A 19,877-nucleotide genomic window follows, 5' to 3' on the forward strand; every position below is an offset into this window, starting at 1 on the left:
TATAATTAGGACTAAATGTCTTTGAAGTGCTGAATAAATCTTGTCTAACCCCTAGTGTTTAGAATTAGGTTGCGAATTTTGCTATGCTTAATGTATTGTAGACTATATGTCACAGAACAGTAACCTTTTATATCAATTATCGAATGCAAGGAACACAAATTTCTTTTTTACCTAACGAAGATGAACATAACCCTAGTAAAAAGCAAAAGAAACCAAAATTAGGGCGTTATGAGCGTATTAAGCGCGAACTAGATCAAAACAATTCTGATCCATATAAGATATTTACTGATGTTAGTTCTCAAACAAGTCCATTATCTCAATATACTTTTGTGGATCTGTTTTGTGGTGCTGGGGGAATTACACAAGGATTATTTCAAGCTGGATTTACACCATTAGCTAGTGTTGAAATTAGTCAAGTTGCTTCGGCTACGCACAAAAAAAATTTCCCACAATGTCATCACTTTTGTGGAGATATTGAACAATTTTCTGCCCAAGATTGGCTGCAACAAATAGGCTCACCTGATGTTAATGTTGTTGTTGGTGGTCCACCATGTCAAGGATTTTCAGTAGCCGGAAAACGTGATCCAAAAGATCCTCGAAATAGGTTATTTTATGAATTTGTACGTGTTGTTTCCGAAATACGTCCTTGGTATGTCGTGATGGAAAATGTACCAGGTATTTTGACAATTCAAAAAGGGGATGTAAAGACAGCAATTATTGAAGCTTTTGAATCTATTGGTTATCCTCATATTTCTGTGGCAATTCTGGAATCTGCGGCTTATGGAGTTCCACAAATTCGACCAAGAGCTATTTTTATTGCTAATAGATTTGGAATGCCAAACCCTTATCCTCAATCTCAATTAAATCAAGAAGAATACAAACCTATTGAGTCAGCAATTTCTGATTTACCCGAATACACTCGAATATCAGAGATTAATCACGAGTGGACTAAACATTCACAGGAGTATATGGAACGTCTTGCTCAAGTTCCTCCTGGTGGTTCATTATATGAAAAATATGTTGATGCTTTCAAAAGACAATATCCTGGTAAACCAAGTATGACTGTGAAAGAAAATCATGGTGGTACACATATTCACCCGTATTTAAACCGTGTGATTTCGGCTAGGGAAATGGCAAGATTGCAAACATTTCCTGATTCATTTATTTTTGAAGGTAGTATGAAAAAAGCGATGTGGCAAATTGGTAATGCTGTACCACCACGTTTAGCAGAGTGTATTGGTTATGCACTGATTCCTTACTTAAATGATATTGCAATTAACAGAAAACAATCTGCTAATTTACCTCATTTTCATCAACCTGAGATAGTTTGTGATTAAGTGCATTACGCCAAGCTTCAAAATCATACCAGCCACAACCAATACAACCTTCCTCCGCTTTATCACCTCGCTGATGTTGGGAAGGCCAATCTTCACCTGATTGATACCAGAATTTTATGCCAAAAGGTGTACCGCGTTTACCAGTTTTAATACAACGTTCACAACTTCTCGATTTTAAAAGATTATGATTCCCAGAATCGTCTTTCTTGAGTAATTGAAACTTTTCTCTAATTTCGGTTTCACTCATAGATGGTAAATTTGGAGTCTCACTTTTTCCCCAACGTCCCATTGGAAACCTATGATCAATAACTAGGTTTTGCTGCTCTCTTTTTCTTTGCTCTATTGCATCTGTATATGAATACACTTGGAAAATTCTTTGAACTAAAGAATCTGGTATATTAGCATGAGTAATTGCTTCTTGCCTTTCTCCTGTCCATCTATCCCAATATGTTTTCTCTAGACAAACTTTGCAATATTCAATTTTATTTTCAATTACAAGCCCAAGACGCTTTTTATTTCCACGTTTTAATCCTTGTATTCCTCCTTTACCTGCATACTGACCTGATCCGATAGGTTTTCCCTCATGTATACGACAATGCCATTTTCTATCTGATAGAAGTTCAAAAACTTTTGATTGTAAGTCAGCATTTTTAAGTTCGTCTTTAATTTTACTGATCAAATTTTCTTCTTCAGTCATTTTATTGTATCAGCTTCGATTTCTAAATTTGTTAAAAGAGTAGAAACACTAATACCTAAGCCATCTGCAAGACTGACAAGAGCAGTGAGGGAAGGATTTCTGACTCCGCGTTCTACACCAGAAATGTATGTGCGGTCTAAGTTAGCACGTAGTCCTAACTCCTCTTGTGAAATTCCTAACTCCGTTCTGCGTTGTCTGACTAGATAACCTAAAGCATTCAGAATTTTTTGTTTTGATTCATCCATCTGCTGATTTTGAGCGTTTATGGACTATCAGTCTACGGACGATGTGTCACCTTAAACAAGGAAATTCTCAAATTATAAATTGTGACAGCGAGGGTGCGAAATGTGGGTTACACGAAGCGGCACAGAATCATTAAATCCATTAATTCATCCGTCTTTATCGGCGTTTATCTGCGTTTATCTGCGGCCAATTATTCTGGAAATCTTATTCTATGCAGTTTCATCTTAATTTAGTACAAGAACAACTACTTAAATTTATGATTGTCAGCAATAGCATATTCAAATTACACAACTCGGACAGGCAAGATGCCCGTCCCACAATGGTTTTATTTAAATATGGTCTGTAAATTAGAGATTTTTTAACTGATTACTCCATTGCTTCATTCACAGGGAATCTATCAATTAACTGCATCGCCCGTTGAGCATTTCGCCGCAACATATCTGGTAAATTAGGAACATGAGGAATCTGAGATAATAAATCCAGAGTGCGGCGTAAAATTCGCACTACGTCTCCTTCATCTAAAGTGGTTTTTTCACATAATACTTTCCACTCTACCCCTAATGCCCACTGTTCCACCAAAGAGATTAAGCTGATAAAACGAGTTTCCAAACCCACCGGTAAGGCTACCCCATGACGATACTGCACCTTTAATACAGAACGACGAATGGGTTGCAATGTTAACCAAGCTGCGTCCGCTTCTGGAGATAGATTAAAGTCAACTTTTGTATCTGGACGGGGGCTTTCAGTCACCAAAGCGGCTATTACTGCTGCTAAGTTATGGGGACCAATATTATCTAACTCTCCACTGGACAGAACTAAACCTAACCATAATTCATTTTCACCGCGAATAGCCGCAGCAATTTGTCCTAATTTTGTGGGGACTAAATTATCTAAACATTCAAAGGATTGCAAGATTTCAATTAAACAGAGAAACTCTTCCCAATATCGTTGGGATTGTAATGATACTTGCTCTTGTAAATGTTCAAGTTCTGCTTCTAGTTCCACACAACGCGCTCTATTTTTAAATATTTTGGCAATATTCCCCGATTTATAAATGGGATGGGTTTCTAACTGTTCTTGAACCGCAGTTAAGCGACTGAGTTGCTCCTGTACCTCTGTCGGTAGATGATTAAATTCTTCAGGATTGGGTATACTCTGAGCGATCGCTATCGTGCTTTCATCACCACGGATTGATTGTCCTCGTTTCAAGCTCAATTCTGAAGGTGGTATTAGCTCCGCTGGAACTTCTACCCGTGGTATTTCCGCATACATATCTAATATATCTGCTGAAGTTGCTACATACCAACGGTTATTTTGCCCTAAGCAGACAAAGTAAGATGTTTCACCCACACTCACGGCTTTGTCAACCAACACTACTGTTATCGGTAGGGGTGACATGGCGTTTCTGTCGTTGAGACTCAACATAGTTCCAGATATGGCAAAATCTAGCATCATTGCCAGTTGTGCCTGTCTATCTTCCTGTGCTTGTTCTTGCAAGGTTTTGAAAATTTGCCGTTCTACTTTCAGCCGTTGACGCAATTTTTCATATTGCATCAATTCATTTTCATCAATAGCTGCCAATTGTGACTGAATTTGCGATAATTCGCCTTGAACTTGCGCCAGTTCTTCAAAATCTGGTTGCAAATGCAAGTTGGACATATATTGTCCAAAACTCCGTTCTATCAGTTCTCTGGCTTTTTCTATGGTGTGAGTTTGCAGCAGGTTCAATACCATGCCGTAACTGGGTGTAAACTGACTAACTAAGGGATCAGCCTTAGATGTAGCTAGATAAGACGCTTCTTTAGCTCCTTCAAAGGGTGTCTGCAATGTCACTACATAACCTTGGAGATCCATGCCCCGACGACCAGCGCGACCTGCCATTTGCAGGAATTCCGAAGCATTGAGTAAGCGGTGTCCATTATCAGTCCGCTTAGACAAAGTAGAAATTACTGTTGTCCGGGCGGGCATATTAATTCCCGCTGCTAAGGTTTCGGTGGCAAATACGACTTTAATTAATCCCTGTTGGAACAGTTCTTCGACAAATCCTTTCCAGGCTGGTAAAATCCCGGCATGATGGGCAGCTATGCCTCGATACAGTGGGGCAACTTGTCCAGCCCTGCCAGCATCGGGGTTTTTGCGTAAAAATTCATCAATTTGTTGCCGCAGGATTTGGGACTCATCATTATTAACTAACCATAAATCACCAACTTCTTCGACAGCTTTATCACAGCCCCGACGACTGAAAATAAAATAAATTGCAGGGAGCATATCCCGTTCTTGCAGTTGGCTGAGGGTATAAATAATACCGGGCGGTTCTGGTCTACCAGCTTTGCCTTTTTCCCAATATCCTTTTTTAGCCTTTTTGACTAAGCGGGGATTAATTTTGGTATTGGTTTCATTTAATAACGGAAATAATCCTTTGGGATTACAAAAGTTAAATTCTAGGGGAACGGGGCGAAAATCGGAGTAAATCAGGTCTGTTGGCCCATGAACATGATTTAACCAACTGGTAAGTTGATCACTGTTGGCAACGGTAGCGGAAAGGGCTACAAGTTGGACGCTGCGGGGACAGTAGATGATGGATTCTTCCCACACTGTACCGCGTTGGCGATCGTTCATGTAGTGGCACTCATCTAGCACCACAGCCTCAACATCGGTTAAGGAGATGCCGATTTGACCTATGGGTGTACCATAGAGCATATTGCGGAAAATTTCTGTGGTCATGACTAAAATTGGTGCATCCCTGTGAATGGAAGCGTCTCCGGTGAGGAGTCCAACTTGATCAAAGCCAAATTTTTCGCGGAAGTCTCGAAGTTTTTGATTAGATAATGCCTTTAAGGGAGTGGTGTAAAATACCCGTTTCCCGCGAGATAAGGCACGATAGATAGCATATTCCCCGATGAGGGTCTTTCCTGAGCCTGTGGGCGCACAGACGACTACTGAACGGTCAGCATTGAGGGAAGCGATCGCTTCTTTCTGGAATTGATCTAATTCAAAGGGGAAGATTGACCCAAGGTCAATTTCATTAGCGAAGGCAGAATAATTCACTCAATCATAATTTACAAGCAGACTATCCACTATCATAACGTGATTAGTGGTTTCCTACGTTGACATGAAAAGCGCAAGTTGTGAAGGTATGACTGAGCTTTTTTTAATTACTTTACTATTTCGGCAATTTTGCGGAGAACTCGATAGGTAATTACACTGACTACTTCCGCCAAGAAGTTTGTTGCAAAATTTGATCTATTTCTTGAGGAAAAGGACAATCATCAGGAAAAGAAAAAGATTGATAATCAGAGTTCTCTCGCAGAGTCGTTAATGCGCTGATATAACATTCTATAAATATTTCATCCCAATACGGTCTTAAGCTGGGAGAGTCTTCCAATAAGCCTTTCAATTCTCGCTGACTACGCTTAATTGTTTCTGTCCAACCACGATAGTCTTGAACGTAGTCTGAATAACAAAGTTTAAGACAATGTTCTAACATTGTGATGAGCCGATTTCGCAATTCTCGCTTTTGACTCCTTCCCAAACTTTCAATCTCCTCAATTAAGTCTTCCCAGTCAACACTATGATAATTTTGCTCTTTCAATAGATTAATTGTCTCTTCAATCCAGAGGGCGTAATCTGTTTGGGTTAGCATAGTATTTTTCCTCTTTCCCTAATTTTACACTTTTTTACCATTTTACTATTTCGGCAATTTTGCACAGAACTCGACAGGCAGATTCTAATTCGCTTTGGGTAGATAGTGGGGCAAATACTCGTGATATGGCATAGTGTTTATTTTCTAGTTTGACAAATACAATATCATCGCCATTGGTTAACATTCCAAAGTTGGGTAGATCAGTATTGGGACTAGCCATTAAGTAAGCCAGGGTTTGTGGCAATGCTGACCACACTGATAACATGGTTTTTTTTGATTCTAAAACGATTACCCATAGTTGATCTTGCAATACCAGTAAATCTATTCGACCCTGGAGGGTTTCTTCGCTATCAGCTATTGTTATTTGTACAGATTCTTCTGCTTTGATGCGAAAAGGTGGATCATATAAACCTGCAACGGTCAGCAATGGAGAAACGAGTAATAGCATTACTGTACTTTCTAATAAATGCCCACCTGAACGATGATAAATATAACGTTTCCAGAGAATTTCTAGGTTAGTGCGGTCATTGGGATTAATTTCAGGTAATTGATTATGCCATTCTGTAAAAAAATCCTCTGATTCACTGCGACTCAAGCCAAATCGTTTTTCTGCTTCAGCGATGGTGGTGATAGTTTCAGTAACGGCTAGTGTTTGCATGGTGGATTTTTGTCTCAGTAGTTGTGGTTATATCGTCACTGCGACTTTACCAACTTCTGTGGATGGTTCGGGTATGGGTTGTCCATCTTCTAGAAAATCAGAAAAATTACTCCAGTGCGTGTGATATACTGTGGGCATCAAAAAAATTTAGATATTCATTATGTCTAAAGATTGATCATTAGTTAAATGTCCTACAATATGCAAACCTATAACTTAACTGATAGTCAGAAAAATATTTTGAAATGGATTGTTGAGCAGGTTAGTGCAGGAAAGCTTGACGAGGAAGAGATTTGGGTGATATGGACTATGCAAGGAACGTCCCTTGTTGGATATGAAGATAATGTTCCTGAAATAAAAAAAACAACTCTTGATGCACTAGTGCAAAATCACTGTCTTACCTGTTCTAAAAGGTCTGCCAATGAGTACAAATGTTGTCTTACCAGCCGAGCTTATGAAGCAGTTAGTTCCAACTTCAATGTACCTAACTTATCAGCAGTTCCTCACTTAATTCCCTTAACCGAAGTAGAACATTTAGATTCTGAACTATGGGAAAGATGTCGCTTCTCATTAAGCACGGGAGGTACTGATCCTAAAGCATGGGATAAAGCGGTTCGGACAGCAACAGTTGTTTTAGAAGAACGTTTGCGAAAACTTGGCAAAACAGAAGCTATCAACCCAGATGCGACAGGTGAAACCATTGTTAATTTTATTTTTTCTGGCAAGCATCCGATTCTGAGTGGCAAACTCGAAGATAAAAAACTAAAAGCTTATCGAGATTTGTATGCAGGTATGATGTCTGTTTTTCGCAATTCATACGCACACCGCATCGTAGATCCCAGTCCAGAGATAGGCGGAGCAATTATTGTGTTTATCGATCTGCTCTTGAAAATGTTAGAAGACATCAACTGGGATGCAACTGAGGACGAGGTATAAAAATCCTGCTGCACACAGATCGTATCAAAATAGTTTTCTGAAAACGCGAATTTACTAGAAGCAAATGAATTCTGTTGCGTAGTCAATATCATAGTATCACATATCAAACATGGTGCGATCGCAAATCTTATAAAGTAAGTTGTAGAAATTTGTTGCTTTCAATTGCAGCCTTGGGAAGTTCAGTCAAAAAGAGTGATAATGGAAAAGATTAACGCAGCCATTTCTGGTTTCCCAATTTAATCAGCTATGCAAAACCTCACCAGAATTACCCGTAACCCAGAAGTAATGGGCGGCAAACCCTGCATCCGGGGAATGCGTGTCACAGTTGGTACTATCGTTGGACTAATGGCATCTGGACACAGTGCAAATGATATTCTCAAGGCTTACCCATACCTTGAAGAAGCAGATATCTATGAAGCTCTTGCCTATGCTGCATGGCGGGCTGAAGAAATTGAAGTCCCGTTGATAAGTGCATGAAAATTTTGATTGATATGAATCTTTCCCCCGATTGGGTAGCGGTTTTTGGGAGGTATAATATTATCGCTGTCCATTGGTCTACCGTTGGCGATACCCGTGAGAAAGATTCGGTAATTATGGAGTGGGCAAGAACTAATGGATATATCGTCTTTACCCACGATTTAGACTTCGGTTCTCTGTTAGCTGCCACGGGTGCAAATACTCCCAGTGTTATTCAGGTTCGGACTCAGGATATTTTGCCTAGTAGCATTGAAAATATAGTAATTTCAGCCCTGAACCAGTTTGAATCTTCTCTTTTTTCCGGTGCGTTGCTAACAGTTGACAAAGCCCAATCTAGGGTGCGTATTTTACCCACTAAACGTGGTTAAGAGGGAGTGGATATTTCTGGGTTTTCAACCATAAACCGCTGTATTTTGTAATTTCCCGTGCTGCATATCATAAAAAAACTTCACTTATCACCCTTTCCCCAATTCCTGAGCGCGTTCTTTCGAGGCTTTGACGGCTTCAATGATAGCGGAACGAAAACCGGCTTTTTCCAAGGCGCTGACACCGGCAATGGTTGTCCCACCAGGACTGGTAACTCTATCCTTGAGTTCCGCTGGGTGGATTTTTGTTTCTTGTAACAGTGTGGCTGTTCCTAAGACCGTTTGTACAGCTAGTTGTTGAGCGATCGCTCTTGGTAAACCCACAGCCACACCCCCATCAGCTAAAGCTTCGATCATCAATGCCACATAAGCCGGTCCACTACCAGATAATCCTGTCACTGCATCCATGAGACTTTCCGATACTTCCACCACTTCCCCCACAGCGGTAAAAATCTGCTGTGCTGTTTGTTGGTGATGGAGATGAGTATAAGCACCTAAAGAAATTGCGGTTACACCTGCACCTACTGTAGCGGGAGTGTTAGGCATAGCCCGAATTATGGGAACTTGGGGAAAGGCTGCTTCTAATTGTTTTAAAGTTACACCCGCGAGGATAGAAATGATCAGGGGTGAATGTTCTGTGGGCAGGATATCTACTAATTCTTGGGCTACAGCACTAAATATTTGGGGTTTGATTGCCAACATCACCGCTGTTTTTGCTGCCCCTAACACCAAGCTATTATCCGTAGTTACAACCACCCCATATTGCTGCTCTAAATAGCCGCGACGTTCAGCCTGGGGTTCACTGACGATGATTTCTGAGCCTTGATAAATACCACTGACAATAAGGCGGGATAATAGAGCTTCTCCCATTACCCCACCGCCAATTAAGCCAAATTTTATATTCATTTTGATTAGTCACTAGTTAGTGGTCAATTAATTATCAGAACTAATGACTAATTTACCTTACTGTGCCATCCGAGTGGGTTCATTTCCCCAAGCGGTCGTTGCTGCTGTCGCTGCGGGACGAGCGGGACGAGCTTGGCTGATAGGCACTTCATGTATTAAACCACCTTGAGTGCTAACTTGCACGCAACTGGGAGTAAACAAGAAGATGCTTTCACCAATTCGTTCTTGATGTCCGTCTAAGGCATAAGTACCACCGGCAACAAAGTCAACTGCACGTTGAGCTTGGTCGGGGTCCATAATGGTCAAGTTTAATACTACTGATTTGCGTTCGCGCAGTGCTTGAATCGCTTGGGGCATTTCTTCAAATGTGCGAGGTTCGAGGACTAGAACTTCAGAGATTCCATTAATTGCGCCTGGCATACCAATAACGTTACTCATAGGTTTGGATACTGTTGCAGCTACTTCTTCTGTACTGGTAGGTGGATTTTCCCGCCAACGCCGATTGGCAGGAGTGGCTTCCTGTGGCGCTGGTTGAGGATTTTCTTGCTGATAGATGTTTTGATAGTTATTGGCTGTATCAGCTTCTTCTTCGTAGTATTCGTATTCTACCTGCTCATTCAAACCAACAAAGTCCCTGAGTTTGGAAAATATATTACTCATGTTGTACGCTCCCGGATTAAAATTCCCCTAATTTTCCTGGCTATAAGTTACATTAAAGTTCCTTTTAGGCAGTAGTCGTAACTATAGTAGATGTTGGACGTAGCAATTGTACTACTGATTTTACTCTTTAGTACAAATTCTCAATTATCAACAGATACTTATGTTAATGCTTGCACATTAACGAATCTGTAACATTGAGTTAAAATTGTAGCCTAATGATCATTAAAAATAAAGGGGGTCTGACCACCTTTGCAATTAAGCATTACTTATGAGATTATTGTATTTTTTGACAGAATAAATTCGCAACCAATTGCCAATCATGGTGTTTAGAACCAAGGCTACAGCTATATCTACGCTCGTTCACCAAACAAAATTGTACCTAATCGTACCATTGTTGCTCCTGCTTGCACTGCCAATTGGTAATCACCAGACATACCCATTGATAATTGCTGCATTGTAATATTTGGCCAATTTTTTGATTTGATGGTTTGTGCTAATTCATACGTACTATTAAATAGTGTTAAAATTTCTCCAGCCGCCAAACCTTGCGGCGGAATTGTCATCAAACCTTGAATTTGTAAATTTTGACATTGGTTGAGTGCTGCCAAGTCAGCTAATAATTCTGGAACCATCCAACCAGATTTATTCGCGTCGGGGAGAATTTTGACTTGTAAGCATACATTCGGATTCACTCCCAGTTCTTGCGCTAGAGTATTTAAGCGTTGTGCCAGCGGCAAGTTATCAACGGAGTGAATCCATTGAAATAGTTCTAAGGCTTTTCTGGCCTTGTTCGTTTGCAGATGTCCAATTAAGTGCCAGGTAATATCCGATAGATCTTGCAATTCGGCTTGTTTACTGGCAGCTTCTTGGATGCGACTTTCGGCAAAATCACGAACTCCTGCGGTGTATGCTTCCCGCATTAATTCGGTAGATACTCTTTTTGTAACAGCAATCAACCTCACTGTAGATGGGAGTGAGGCGCGAATTTGAGTAAGGCGATCGCTAAGTGAACTATTCATTGGAATGTGCGCTGAAATACACCTTGAAGTTGCTCGTACTCTTGAGAATTACCACTGCGGCGCAAAGTCCGTAGGCGATTTTCCAGCATCATTCTGGCTTCAGTCCGGCCAATTGGCTGAAATTTCAGGGCTTTAAGCTCAGTTGTTACCAGAAAAAATAAGCGTTGGGCGTAGAGTGTGGTAAACAGATCCTGGTTCTCATCAACCATACAGATCCTATAGAGTAAACCCCAAGTTGGATGATTTATGTAAGTTTCTGAGTTTTCTGGATTCATTTCCTAGTCAGGGTGGGGAGTATATGTAGCCGGGAACGGGGAACAGGCTGAAAAGTTTGATGATAACTGGATGTTTTCATGCAACTGACAACCGCTATAGCTTGTTCTGCAATTCACTAACATTCAGAGGATAGTATATCCCTTCCGCCAAATTTTTCGTTGACAGTGCGAAACTAACAATCTTCTTGACGGTTTCTGATGCAAAACAACACCCTTTTAAGTCTATGATGTTGCACAGGCTTCTTTCTATCCTGCCACAATTCTCACCCAACGGCGCAAAAATGGACATTTATCCAGCCGGCATATAGTAGTCAGATCCCCCAGATCCCCGACTTCTTCAAGAAGTCGGGGATCTTGTTACTGATTCTTAAGAGAAGGAAAATTTTTCCCACCTAGTTCAATTTGTCCAGTTACGCACCCAGCTTTTAACCTATTTACTAAATATTCTAAATCACTGGCAATAAAATTTGTGCCATGATCTGGTTCTACTAAGCTAATTAAATTGGCATCATTTATTATTTGATCACCTAAATCAGCAATTCCTAGAAAATTGAAAACCCCTGATTCATAAGTTCCACAAGGTACAGAAGGATTATTCATCCCCACACAATATTCATTGTCTTGAAACCAATCAAAACTAGGATAGCCATGAAAGTGAACTATGGGCGCACCATTGGCGATTAATTCTGGTGTATATAAAGCCGCAGCCAGACTAATAGCTAACATGACATAGATATCATAGGAAGGTTTGATATCTGCTTTTCTTGAATTACTTCCTAATGGTAATTGCAGATGTAATTTATCTTGTAAACCAATGCGAAGAATATCAGAATCAATGTTTAAATCCGTTTTATTTGCCCCGGAACGAGAACTAACTAACCAAATATCAGGTATTTGCTTAAATCTATTTTCTGCATTAATAGTCAGTTTAATAAAACGTCTACCTTGTTCATTTTGGCGAAGTTCATGACTACTAAATCCGGCTACAGGTAATAAATTTTCCCATTCATCAATAGTGATTTCTGGCTTACCGACATAATGAGGAGGTTCAGCATAAGCCACAAAACCATAAGATACTCCTGTTCTGCCATTAACGATGACATTAACAATGTCTCTATGGGATTTTCTTCTAATAACTTCATCTAATTTAAATCCGGCGGGAAATAAACCTGTAGATGCTAATTCTTGCCCTAATTTTACCAGCTTTCCGGCATAGTTTGATAGATGAGGATTATATTCTCCTAGTTCAAAGCGACTAATTAATAATGGAGTAATGGGGACAAATACTTTAGGGATAAGTGATTTTAAAGCAAAATTCTCAATTTCATTGGGAGCGAATTTAGAATCAGAAAGATTCATATTCAAAATAGAAAATTTTTCATCAGATACACCAATAACAATTTCTGAAAAGGTTTTAATTAGTGTATTGATACCAATGCGAATTTTTTCTGAATAAGGTGTGAGTGGATTAACAAATTCAGCATCTATATCAGTGAGAATTATTACTTGTGTATTTGTCGGATCTTCGACATATTTGGCAGCATGATCTTCCGCCCAACTACTTAATTTAGCAATTTCGATAACGGACATTTGCTGTTTTTCTTTCAACCATGTATAAGATAACTTATACCAAGCCTCAGCTATAAATATTCCTAATTTTCTTAACCATGAATTTGGTCTTTCTACGTCTATTACAGCATCAATATCTGCTCTGACACTCTGCATTTTTAAAGATTTATGCCAGTTAATAATGGGGATTTTAATGGTATGTTTTAATTCGGTTGTGGCTTCTTTCCAGGGAATTACTTTCACACCATGCTTTTGCAGATAGAAAATTAATTGTTGGCGGAATCTGACAATAACTTGATGATGATAATTATCGGGTAAAGGTCTAAAAGTAACTTTTAATTTTTCAGCCATGAATTGAGGATTAATAATTGGTGCTTGATATCCTGTGGGTGATTCTCCAGAAAAGCCACCAATTAATTTACCAATAGTTTGTAAACTAATACCTTGAGTTAAAGGTTCATGGGCATAATTATTAGTAACATTCATTTCCTGGATTAATGCTAAAATATCTTCTTTATATGTGGCTATTTCTATTTGTATTTCTGGAGTAATTACACCCTTGGGAGAACGAATATTTAGCTTGCTATTTTCTGACCAGAATAAGACACCTTGTTGAGTGAGTTTTGCTAAAATTTCTGCTGCGTTCATAACAAAATTTCCTGTATTTAAAAATAGGAAGTTAGAAAAGAGGACACCTGGCTGAATTAGGCTATCCTAATCTAGCGAAGTGTCCCAATAATCAAGGAGGAAAAACTGGTTTATCAGTAATTAAACAGAATTTGTAGAGGTTATATCTGGATAATTTCTGACTGAGAATTTTCTAATTCTTCAGATAATCTGAGAGAAAGTTCTTCAATGGTGGGATAATACCAAAGGTGGATAAGTGATAATTTAAATCCCAAAAACTTTTCGGCTCTACTAGCGATAATTATGGTTTGTGCTGAGTCTAAACCGTAACTATCTAAAGGTTCACGAATATTTATTTCTTCTGGATTAACTCCCAGTAAAGAGGAAATCTCTGCAACTAACCAAGTTTGAATTTTAGTGGCGTTATCTTGGTTGTCGGGTAGAGAATGAGAGAGATTGTTATTCATTTATGTACCTCCTGGTATTAAGTAATGAGATGAGATGTTCATGATATAATCAATGCAATTATCAACAAGTTTTTCTATGGTTTGGCGATTAAGTGCAGGTTGAGAAAAAACAAAATTTAAAGTCATTTTTTCTTGAAAAGTAGCAGCGTGAACAATAAACATTCCTGCATATAAAGCATGAGAACCAACAAAACTGATTTCTTCTAGTTCTAATTCTCCATAAGTATGGGGAATATTAACTTTACCAATGTTAGAAACTGAAACTGTAGCAGATACTTGATTCGGGAATAGCAAAGAAAAATTTATCAATTGTTTAGCGAGAAATATCATTTGAACAATTTCTCCTTGGCTAATTTTTTTATTAAGAGTATGTTTTGCTTTTCGCGCTAATTCCCAAAAAGATATATTATTAGTAATTCGATAAAATCCCATGATAGAGGCTGCTAAAACCGTCATATTTTCTTGACTAATTTCTGGTTGTAACCGTCTTCTTAAATCAAGATATGATAAACAACTAACTCGAATATTATCTTCATGGCTTTTAGTCAGTTGTTTGGAGACTGTTAACATTAATGCCGCACATAAAGCACTTTGTACTGTAGTGTTTTCTTGTCTGCATTGCTGAATAAACTGTTGTGTTGATTCTTCGCTAAGTTGTCTATGAATGATTTCGCAACGCCGTTGAGAAATGGGAACATATTTTTCTACTCCTAATGTTTTTGGTTGATTCCAATATTTTTGCAGTGCGAGATTTAATAATAAAGCAATTCTCCCTAGTTTGCCTTTAAAACTATTTGTCCATGGAGGTAATAGTTTTTCAATGGGTGGAAGTGGTTCTAACGTAGTAACTGCTGGAATGGATTTACCTGCGGTAATTTTTTGACAGTAAGTTAAAATTTCTGAATGAAGTTGGATGCTTGATAAACCGTCGGTAATAGCATGATGTGTAGTTGTAATTAGATAATTGATATTCTGCTGATTTAATATTTTTACAAGTACGACTCTTAGCAGATATTTACTACTATCAATTACCTGATTCATTTCTGTATTAACGATTGCTTCCCATTCCTGACTTTCTCTAATATTAACAACTTGCAAAGGAAGTTTTCCTGTACCTTTGGACTGATAATAGTAGGAATTTCTAGAATTAATAATATGAGCATTAAGCGCAGGATGACGATATTGAATAATATCTAAAGACTGTCTGAGAACCGTTTCTTGAATATTTCCTTGAATCCGGCTAATGGTAACTAAGTTCCATGTTTTAGCTCGTTGATTCAGGATTTCCATTGTTTCTTCTAGCTGTCCTAATTTTCTATTTATAGCCATTTTTATCACCGTTGTTGGTAGTGAGGGATTTATCCCTCACTTGCATATAAATCTAATTTGATTTGTTTATGTTGTGGGCATCATTGTATTTTGATAACGAACCACAGAGGCACAGAGATCACAGAGGAAATGCTGTATAGTGCTAACTACAAATTTTGTGGATGATATTGGCTGAATTCTTCTGGCATTTGTAAGCCTTGAATTTTTAAGTTTTGAATACGATATAAATACGCTGCACCTGTCATAATTTGATCGGCTATATCAACTACTCGACGATTATTGATATCTGCTAAGTAAGAATGACGTACCCAATTATTAAAACTTCCCATTGCTGGTCCACACCAGATTTGATAATCAATTTCCCGACCTTTTTCTCCAGTATTTGACCACCGGGAAGATAGTCCTAAATACCAGCGAAATATTAATGCCATTTTTAATTTAGGATTATTAGCTGCTTTGCTTAATTTTTCTGGGTTACGTTGAGATAAATAAGTAGATGTTTCTTGCCAAATTTCGGCAATTGTTTTTCGCAGAATTTGTTTTTCTAACTTTTCTATTTCATCTGGAGGAATTTCGGCAAACGAATTATAATTTCTGTATAATTCCCCTAGTTTTTGAGCGCGAAGGGGGAAAAGAGTTCCCCGCTTAAGAACTTGTAATTTGACTCCCATTTCAAACATATCTGCTGCGGGTGCCATCATTACATCAGTCATTTCTGCTTCAGCTAGGAGCTTTTTTGTATATTCAGAAGTCCCAGCTTCAAGGCAAGATTGATTAATAGAACCGGTGACAATATAAGCTGCACCCATCATTAAGGCTGCTAGTGCTGATTGGGGTGTGGAAATTCCCCCAGCTACCCCAATTCTTACAGGTTGTTTATAACAATATTTACGTTGAATTTCGTCTCTTAATTCTAAGATAGAAGGTAATAAACAAACCAAGGGACGATTATCTGTATGTCCTCCTGAATCTGCTTCTACGGTAATATCATCAGCCATAGGAATCTTCGCGGCAAGATTAGCTTGCAATTCGCTAATTAATCCTTGTTCAACTAATTGGGTGAGAATTTTTGTGGGTGCAGGTTGGAGGAATTTAGTGGCAACTTCTCGCCGGGAAACTTTGGCAATAATTTTATTTTTGATTTCAATGTCATTAGCTGAATTTAAACTTAGTCCAGCAGCCCGATAGTAGACGATATTATCACTCAAATCTAAGAATGCAGAGGCTTCAATTATTCTGACTTGATGCTGTAAATACAAATCAATTAAACGCCGTTCAATAGCAGGTTCGCTAGGACTATGAAGCAAGTTGAAAACATAAGATTTGTTATGCAAAGCTTGTTGAATTTTGTGAATTGCTGTTTCTATCCGGGAAGGAGATAAACCTCCTGCACCAAAGGAGCTTAAAATGTTGGCTTTTCCCAAGGTAATTACCATTTCTTCAGATGCAATACCTTGAGCCATTGCCCCAGTCATATAGGCATATTTTACGCCGTAGAACTCTAGAAAAGTTGGATCACCTAATTGATGAAATCCGATAGTAGGAACAGTTAAAAGCATTTCCAATTTCTGAGTTTTACCGTTAGCACTATATGATAAACTGCCTTCATTGCTAATGCCAATTTGTCCTTCTTTATTCAGAATATAACAAGGAGAATTTAAATTCATCAGTTTATTTTTAATATTTACTGCATCAAAAGACACAGTATTTAAATCGCCTTGCCATCCTTGATAATTGTTATTCATTGAAGGAGAAAATTTGAGTTGTTGTTGATATTTGTTTTCTGAATTAACCACGTTATTTAACCTCTAATCATCAATTTAAATGTTTTGGAGAGGCAAGATGCCTATCCCACAATAAATTCACAAGAATTACTCTGTATTTCTACTTTTCTTTTCTAACTTGGATCACCATTTTTTTGTACAAATCTAATTGCTGCTGGAGAAAGAGACTAAGTTGTTGAAGTGATGTTTGCCGGGACTTTAATAAAAATCCGTGTGCTTTAGCCAGCCGGACATGATGATCATTTAAACTTTTATAATTAGGGGTGGATTTTATTTTGTGTTCATAATTTAATAAGGAAGTATCTGGAAAAGATGACTGATTTTCGCAAGCATGATCTTGATCCAATTTGATGTTGGGAAAAGAATATAAAGGTGATAAATCCAATTCAACTCGATGACTAAACAGCTTGGCTAAGGCTTTAATAATGGAGGTATGATCATCTACACCTCTTCTATTTAGAGATACAGCTAGATGTTCTTTGTCTTTGAGAATTTCGCTAATCCACCGACTACAGTTACTACCAACACCAACTTCAATAAAGATTCTGATATTATCATTGTAGGCACGATTAACTAAGCGAGGAAAATCAAGTTGGTGACAAAGGGCTTTAGCAATATTTTTGCCTATTGAATTACTATCAATTCTCATAGGTGCGTATTCTGCCGCAGAGTAGAAAACTGTTTTTGAATTTGCTTGGCTAGGTAAGGTATTGATTTTTACTAATTCATCATATTCAGAGTGCATTGGTTCACAATGAATTACATGATTAATTGATGTTGGAAAAGCGTCACATTTTAATGTTTGAATAACTCTTTCACAAGCTTGAGTTTCACCAGCAATAATGACTTCTTCAGGTGTATTAATTAAAACGATATAAACCCGACTTTCATTTTTTAGAACTTCTTGGACTAGGGAAGAGGAACATATCAAAATATAGTTACTCCAAAATTCTTCGCTTTTACCTGTATGAATTAAAGGTAATCCCCAATGCTGACGAACTGCATTTTTTTGACCAGATAGCCGGGTTTTAAATAAAGGGGATGAATTCAAATAATCACTGGTACTTTTAAAGCTAGTCCAGACCCCTTGTGCTAACATCATGCTAGTTTCACCAAGGCTATATCCAAAAGCATAGGGGGACTGAATGCGAAAGTAATTTTTCAGCATTACTGTCATTAATCTCGCTAAACCAACTTCCCATTCCAGCATAGAAACTGGATCATTTATTAATTTTTGTTCTATAGTTTCTAGTTGTCTTTTTGATAATTTATTAATGCTGCGAGGATAGATAAATTTTTCAATGTCAGCGGCTCGATTATAAACGCTTTTAACGACAACATCATCATAGAGTTGAGGGAAAAGACGGAAAATATTTCGTCCCATTCCTATATAAGAAGTAAAAGAACCAGGATAAACAAAAGCAACATGACCTTTTTTTCCTTGGGGATTAACTGTAAAATAACTACCAAGAGGAGTTTGCCAATCTTTGCCAGTAGCAAAAGCAATTTTCACTCCCTGAATTGCCCTTTCAATTTCTCGTTTTAATTCTTCTGGATGTCGTGAAAGAATTGCTAAAGCGTAAGTTGATTCTTGATATTGCTGATATTTTTGGAAATAATCACTAGCAAGTTGTGATAGAGAAGAAACATCTATGAGACTTTGTTGAAGTGCGGTAATTTGTGTTAATAAAGAAGCACGATCATCAGCCGCAATGGGAAATAAATAATAGGACATTTCTGCTAAATATTGACTACTGCGTTCTATCTGGCTGATTTCTTCTGACAAAATTAAATGTCCATAAATATTATCTTCTTCCATTATATTTACCGCAGCTATTCTTTTAGTCGCACCAGGTTCTAAAAACCAAGGTTTTGATTCTACGGCTACATAAAAGGGGCTTCCGTGCCAAATTTCTGGCTGTTTAGGATTGAACCACTGGGGAACACCGGGAATATAACGATAATATAAACAAAGTGCGGTTTTAATGAGGCTAAATATGCCCGCAGAGGCTTGTGTATTGCCAATATTTGCTTTAACACTACCCAGGGCACAACTCAGATTTTCTGCCCCTGTCTGATAAGCCGATATTAAACCTTGAATTTCCGCTATATCTGCGTTAAGAATCCCATTAGCAACAACTTCCAAATAACCAATATCTGCGGCATTAACATCTGCTATTTGAAACGCCTCTTGACAGGCTTGCTTAACAGTTTCTGGATGATTTGGAGCATCTTTCACTACACTCAAACCATCAATGACTGCATAGATGCAATGATTTTGTTGCTTGGCTGTTTCATACAGTTGTAATACTACTGCGGCAGCACCTGCTGTTTTTATGATCCCCTGAGCTTTTTCGTCATAACTGAAAGCATATCCAGTCGGATTAATTTCTATCGGGTAATTCTTATCTATCCCGACAATTAAAACCGCTTCAACTTGTTGGGAAATTAATAATTTTTTACTGACATCCAAGGCTGATAAGAGCGAATTTTCTTCGGCAAAAAATGCTAATTCAGCAGAAATATAATTAGCTAATTTAGCAGAGTTTTCCGTGGGAGAAATGATGATTAAAGCTATCTTTATATCTGGTTGAATTTTAGCATCTTTCAGCGCAGAATTGATCACCTCTCGACTTAAAGGAGTTTGCTGATAATTTTCAGATGTAACTGAATTTTGCTTACCTTCATAAATCAGACGTTCAAACTTATTTAATGTTGGTGAACTACTCACAAAACAATCCATACCGACAATTGCTAACTTTTGATTCCGTGCAATTGATTTCATTATGATTCTCCATTTTTTTATAAACTAACTGAAACAGAGGACACAGAAAAAATATTTGCAGATAAATACACTCTTAATTCTCTCCGTGCCTCTGCGTCTCTGC

Annotated in this window: 18 protein-coding genes; 4 read left to right on the forward strand and 14 right to left on the reverse strand. The window is 38.2% G+C overall.

Going from position 1 to position 19,877, the window contains the following annotated elements; translation table 11 throughout:
- Positions 1-143: 143 nt before the first annotated feature.
- Positions 144-1,337, forward strand: coding sequence for a DNA cytosine methyltransferase (locus HGD76_RS12240; protein ID WP_168695939.1), 1,194 nt, complete (start codon positions 144-146; stop codon positions 1,335-1,337).
- Here the strand turns inward: HGD76_RS12240 and HGD76_RS12245 are convergent.
- From HGD76_RS12245 to HGD76_RS12265, 5 genes are all read right to left on the reverse strand, one after another.
- The gene (locus HGD76_RS12245; protein WP_168695940.1) at positions 1,294-2,034 is read right to left on the reverse strand and encodes a restriction endonuclease; all 741 of its coding nucleotides are present in this window, start codon (positions 2,032-2,034) and stop codon (positions 1,294-1,296) included. The two genes, HGD76_RS12240 and HGD76_RS12245, sit on opposite strands and share 44 nt — an antisense overlap.
- On the reverse strand, positions 2,031-2,279 hold the full coding sequence (locus tag HGD76_RS12250; protein ID WP_168695941.1) for a helix-turn-helix domain-containing protein: 249 nt from the start codon (positions 2,277-2,279) through the stop codon (positions 2,031-2,033). The genes HGD76_RS12245 and HGD76_RS12250 overlap by 4 nt, the downstream gene beginning before the upstream one ends.
- Positions 2,280-2,643: 364 nt before the next feature.
- Positions 2,644-5,325, reverse strand: a complete 2,682-nt coding sequence (locus HGD76_RS12255; protein WP_168695942.1) for a DEAD/DEAH box helicase — start codon at positions 5,323-5,325, stop codon at positions 2,644-2,646.
- Positions 5,326-5,485: 160 nt separating this feature from the next.
- The gene (locus HGD76_RS12260; protein WP_015078603.1) at positions 5,486-5,920 is read right to left on the reverse strand and encodes a DUF29 domain-containing protein; all 435 of its coding nucleotides are present in this window, start codon (positions 5,918-5,920) and stop codon (positions 5,486-5,488) included.
- Between the two features lie 34 nt (positions 5,921-5,954).
- Positions 5,955-6,578, reverse strand: coding sequence for a type I restriction endonuclease (locus tag HGD76_RS12265; protein ID WP_168695943.1), 624 nt, complete (start codon positions 6,576-6,578; stop codon positions 5,955-5,957).
- 198 nt (positions 6,579-6,776) lie between these two features.
- Here HGD76_RS12265 and HGD76_RS12270 point away from each other — a divergent pair, with 198 nt between their 5' ends.
- From HGD76_RS12270 to HGD76_RS12280, 3 genes are all read left to right on the forward strand, one after another.
- Positions 6,777-7,511, forward strand: coding sequence for a TIGR02391 family protein (locus tag HGD76_RS12270; RefSeq protein ID WP_168695944.1), 735 nt, complete (start codon positions 6,777-6,779; stop codon positions 7,509-7,511).
- Between the two features lie 246 nt (positions 7,512-7,757).
- On the forward strand, positions 7,758-7,988 hold the full coding sequence (locus HGD76_RS12275) for a DUF433 domain-containing protein (RefSeq protein ID WP_015078595.1): 231 nt from the start codon (positions 7,758-7,760) through the stop codon (positions 7,986-7,988).
- Positions 7,985-8,356, forward strand: a complete 372-nt coding sequence (locus HGD76_RS12280) for a DUF5615 family PIN-like protein (RefSeq protein ID WP_148761357.1) — start codon at positions 7,985-7,987, stop codon at positions 8,354-8,356. The genes HGD76_RS12275 and HGD76_RS12280 overlap by 4 nt, the downstream gene beginning before the upstream one ends.
- A gap of 87 nt (positions 8,357-8,443) precedes the next feature.
- Here the strand turns inward: HGD76_RS12280 and proC are convergent, their stop codons facing one another.
- From proC to HGD76_RS12325, 9 genes are all read right to left on the reverse strand, one after another.
- Positions 8,444-9,259, reverse strand: a complete 816-nt coding sequence (gene proC / locus HGD76_RS12285; protein WP_168695945.1) for a pyrroline-5-carboxylate reductase — start codon at positions 9,257-9,259, stop codon at positions 8,444-8,446.
- Positions 9,260-9,316: 57 nt separating this feature from the next.
- Positions 9,317-9,919: a cell division protein SepF gene (locus HGD76_RS12290; RefSeq protein ID WP_148761353.1), complete on the reverse strand. Its 603-nt coding sequence runs from the start codon at positions 9,917-9,919 to the stop codon at positions 9,317-9,319.
- Between the two features lie 350 nt (positions 9,920-10,269).
- The gene (locus HGD76_RS12295) at positions 10,270-10,938 is read right to left on the reverse strand and encodes a YggS family pyridoxal phosphate-dependent enzyme (RefSeq protein ID WP_148761351.1); all 669 of its coding nucleotides are present in this window, start codon (positions 10,936-10,938) and stop codon (positions 10,270-10,272) included.
- A complete protein-coding gene (pipX, locus tag HGD76_RS12300; RefSeq protein ID WP_015078590.1) occupies positions 10,935-11,213 on the reverse strand; it encodes a transcriptional coactivator PipX in 279 nt (92 codons plus the stop codon). Before pipX ends, HGD76_RS12295 begins: the two co-directional genes overlap by 4 nt.
- 357 nt (positions 11,214-11,570) lie before the next feature.
- Positions 11,571-13,430, reverse strand: coding sequence for a TubC N-terminal docking domain-related protein (locus HGD76_RS12305; RefSeq protein WP_168695946.1), 1,860 nt, complete (start codon positions 13,428-13,430; stop codon positions 11,571-11,573).
- A gap of 140 nt (positions 13,431-13,570) precedes the next feature.
- Complete coding sequence (locus HGD76_RS12310) at positions 13,571-13,876, reverse strand: phosphopantetheine-binding protein (protein WP_168695947.1); 306 nt, start codon at positions 13,874-13,876, stop codon at positions 13,571-13,573.
- On the reverse strand, positions 13,877-15,205 hold the full coding sequence (locus tag HGD76_RS12315) for a phthiocerol/phthiodiolone dimycocerosyl transferase family protein (RefSeq protein WP_168695948.1): 1,329 nt from the start codon (positions 15,203-15,205) through the stop codon (positions 13,877-13,879). It abuts the gene before it with no gap.
- A 146-nt stretch (positions 15,206-15,351) separates the two neighbouring features.
- The gene (locus tag HGD76_RS12320; RefSeq protein WP_083881495.1) at positions 15,352-16,950 is read right to left on the reverse strand and encodes a PfaD family polyunsaturated fatty acid/polyketide biosynthesis protein; all 1,599 of its coding nucleotides are present in this window, start codon (positions 16,948-16,950) and stop codon (positions 15,352-15,354) included.
- A gap of 139 nt (positions 16,951-17,089) precedes the next feature.
- Positions 17,090-19,774 (reverse strand): PfaB family protein, encoded by a 2,685-nt coding sequence (locus HGD76_RS12325; RefSeq protein WP_168695949.1) that lies wholly within the window; start codon positions 19,772-19,774, stop codon positions 17,090-17,092.
- Positions 19,775-19,877 lie beyond the last annotated feature (103 nt).

It is taken from the genome of Dolichospermum flos-aquae CCAP 1403/13F (genome assembly GCF_012516395.1).
In the GTDB taxonomy this organism is placed as follows: domain Bacteria; phylum Cyanobacteriota; class Cyanobacteriia; order Cyanobacteriales; family Nostocaceae; genus Dolichospermum; species Dolichospermum lemmermannii.

Coding starts and splice junctions, on each gene's coding strand:
- HGD76_RS12240 (WP_168695939.1), top strand. CDS start 144: ATGCAAGGAACACAAATTTCTTTTTTACCTAACGAAGATGAACATAAC.
- HGD76_RS12245 (WP_168695940.1), bottom strand. CDS start 2,034: ATGACTGAAGAAGAAAATTTGATCAGTAAAATTAAAGACGAACTTAAA.
- HGD76_RS12250 (WP_168695941.1), bottom strand. CDS start 2,279: ATGGATGAATCAAAACAAAAAATTCTGAATGCTTTAGGTTATCTAGTC.
- HGD76_RS12260 (WP_015078603.1), bottom strand. CDS start 5,920: ATGCTAACCCAAACAGATTACGCCCTCTGGATTGAAGAGACAATTAAT.
- HGD76_RS12265 (WP_168695943.1), bottom strand. CDS start 6,578: ATGCAAACACTAGCCGTTACTGAAACTATCACCACCATCGCTGAAGCA.
- HGD76_RS12270 (WP_168695944.1), top strand. CDS start 6,777: ATGCAAACCTATAACTTAACTGATAGTCAGAAAAATATTTTGAAATGG.
- HGD76_RS12275 (WP_015078595.1), top strand. CDS start 7,758: ATGCAAAACCTCACCAGAATTACCCGTAACCCAGAAGTAATGGGCGGC.
- HGD76_RS12280 (WP_148761357.1), top strand. CDS start 7,985: ATGAAAATTTTGATTGATATGAATCTTTCCCCCGATTGGGTAGCGGTT.
- proC (WP_168695945.1), bottom strand. CDS start 9,259: ATGAATATAAAATTTGGCTTAATTGGCGGTGGGGTAATGGGAGAAGCT.
- HGD76_RS12290 (WP_148761353.1), bottom strand. CDS start 9,919: ATGAGTAATATATTTTCCAAACTCAGGGACTTTGTTGGTTTGAATGAG.
- HGD76_RS12295 (WP_148761351.1), bottom strand. CDS start 10,938: ATGAATAGTTCACTTAGCGATCGCCTTACTCAAATTCGCGCCTCACTC.
- pipX (WP_015078590.1), bottom strand. CDS start 11,213: ATGAATCCAGAAAACTCAGAAACTTACATAAATCATCCAACTTGGGGT.
- HGD76_RS12305 (WP_168695946.1), bottom strand. CDS start 13,430: ATGAACGCAGCAGAAATTTTAGCAAAACTCACTCAACAAGGTGTCTTA.
- HGD76_RS12310 (WP_168695947.1), bottom strand. CDS start 13,876: ATGAATAACAATCTCTCTCATTCTCTACCCGACAACCAAGATAACGCC.
- HGD76_RS12315 (WP_168695948.1), bottom strand. CDS start 15,205: ATGGCTATAAATAGAAAATTAGGACAGCTAGAAGAAACAATGGAAATC.
- HGD76_RS12320 (WP_083881495.1), bottom strand. CDS start 16,950: ATGAATAACAATTATCAAGGATGGCAAGGCGATTTAAATACTGTGTCT.
- HGD76_RS12325 (WP_168695949.1), bottom strand. CDS start 19,774: ATGAAATCAATTGCACGGAATCAAAAGTTAGCAATTGTCGGTATGGAT.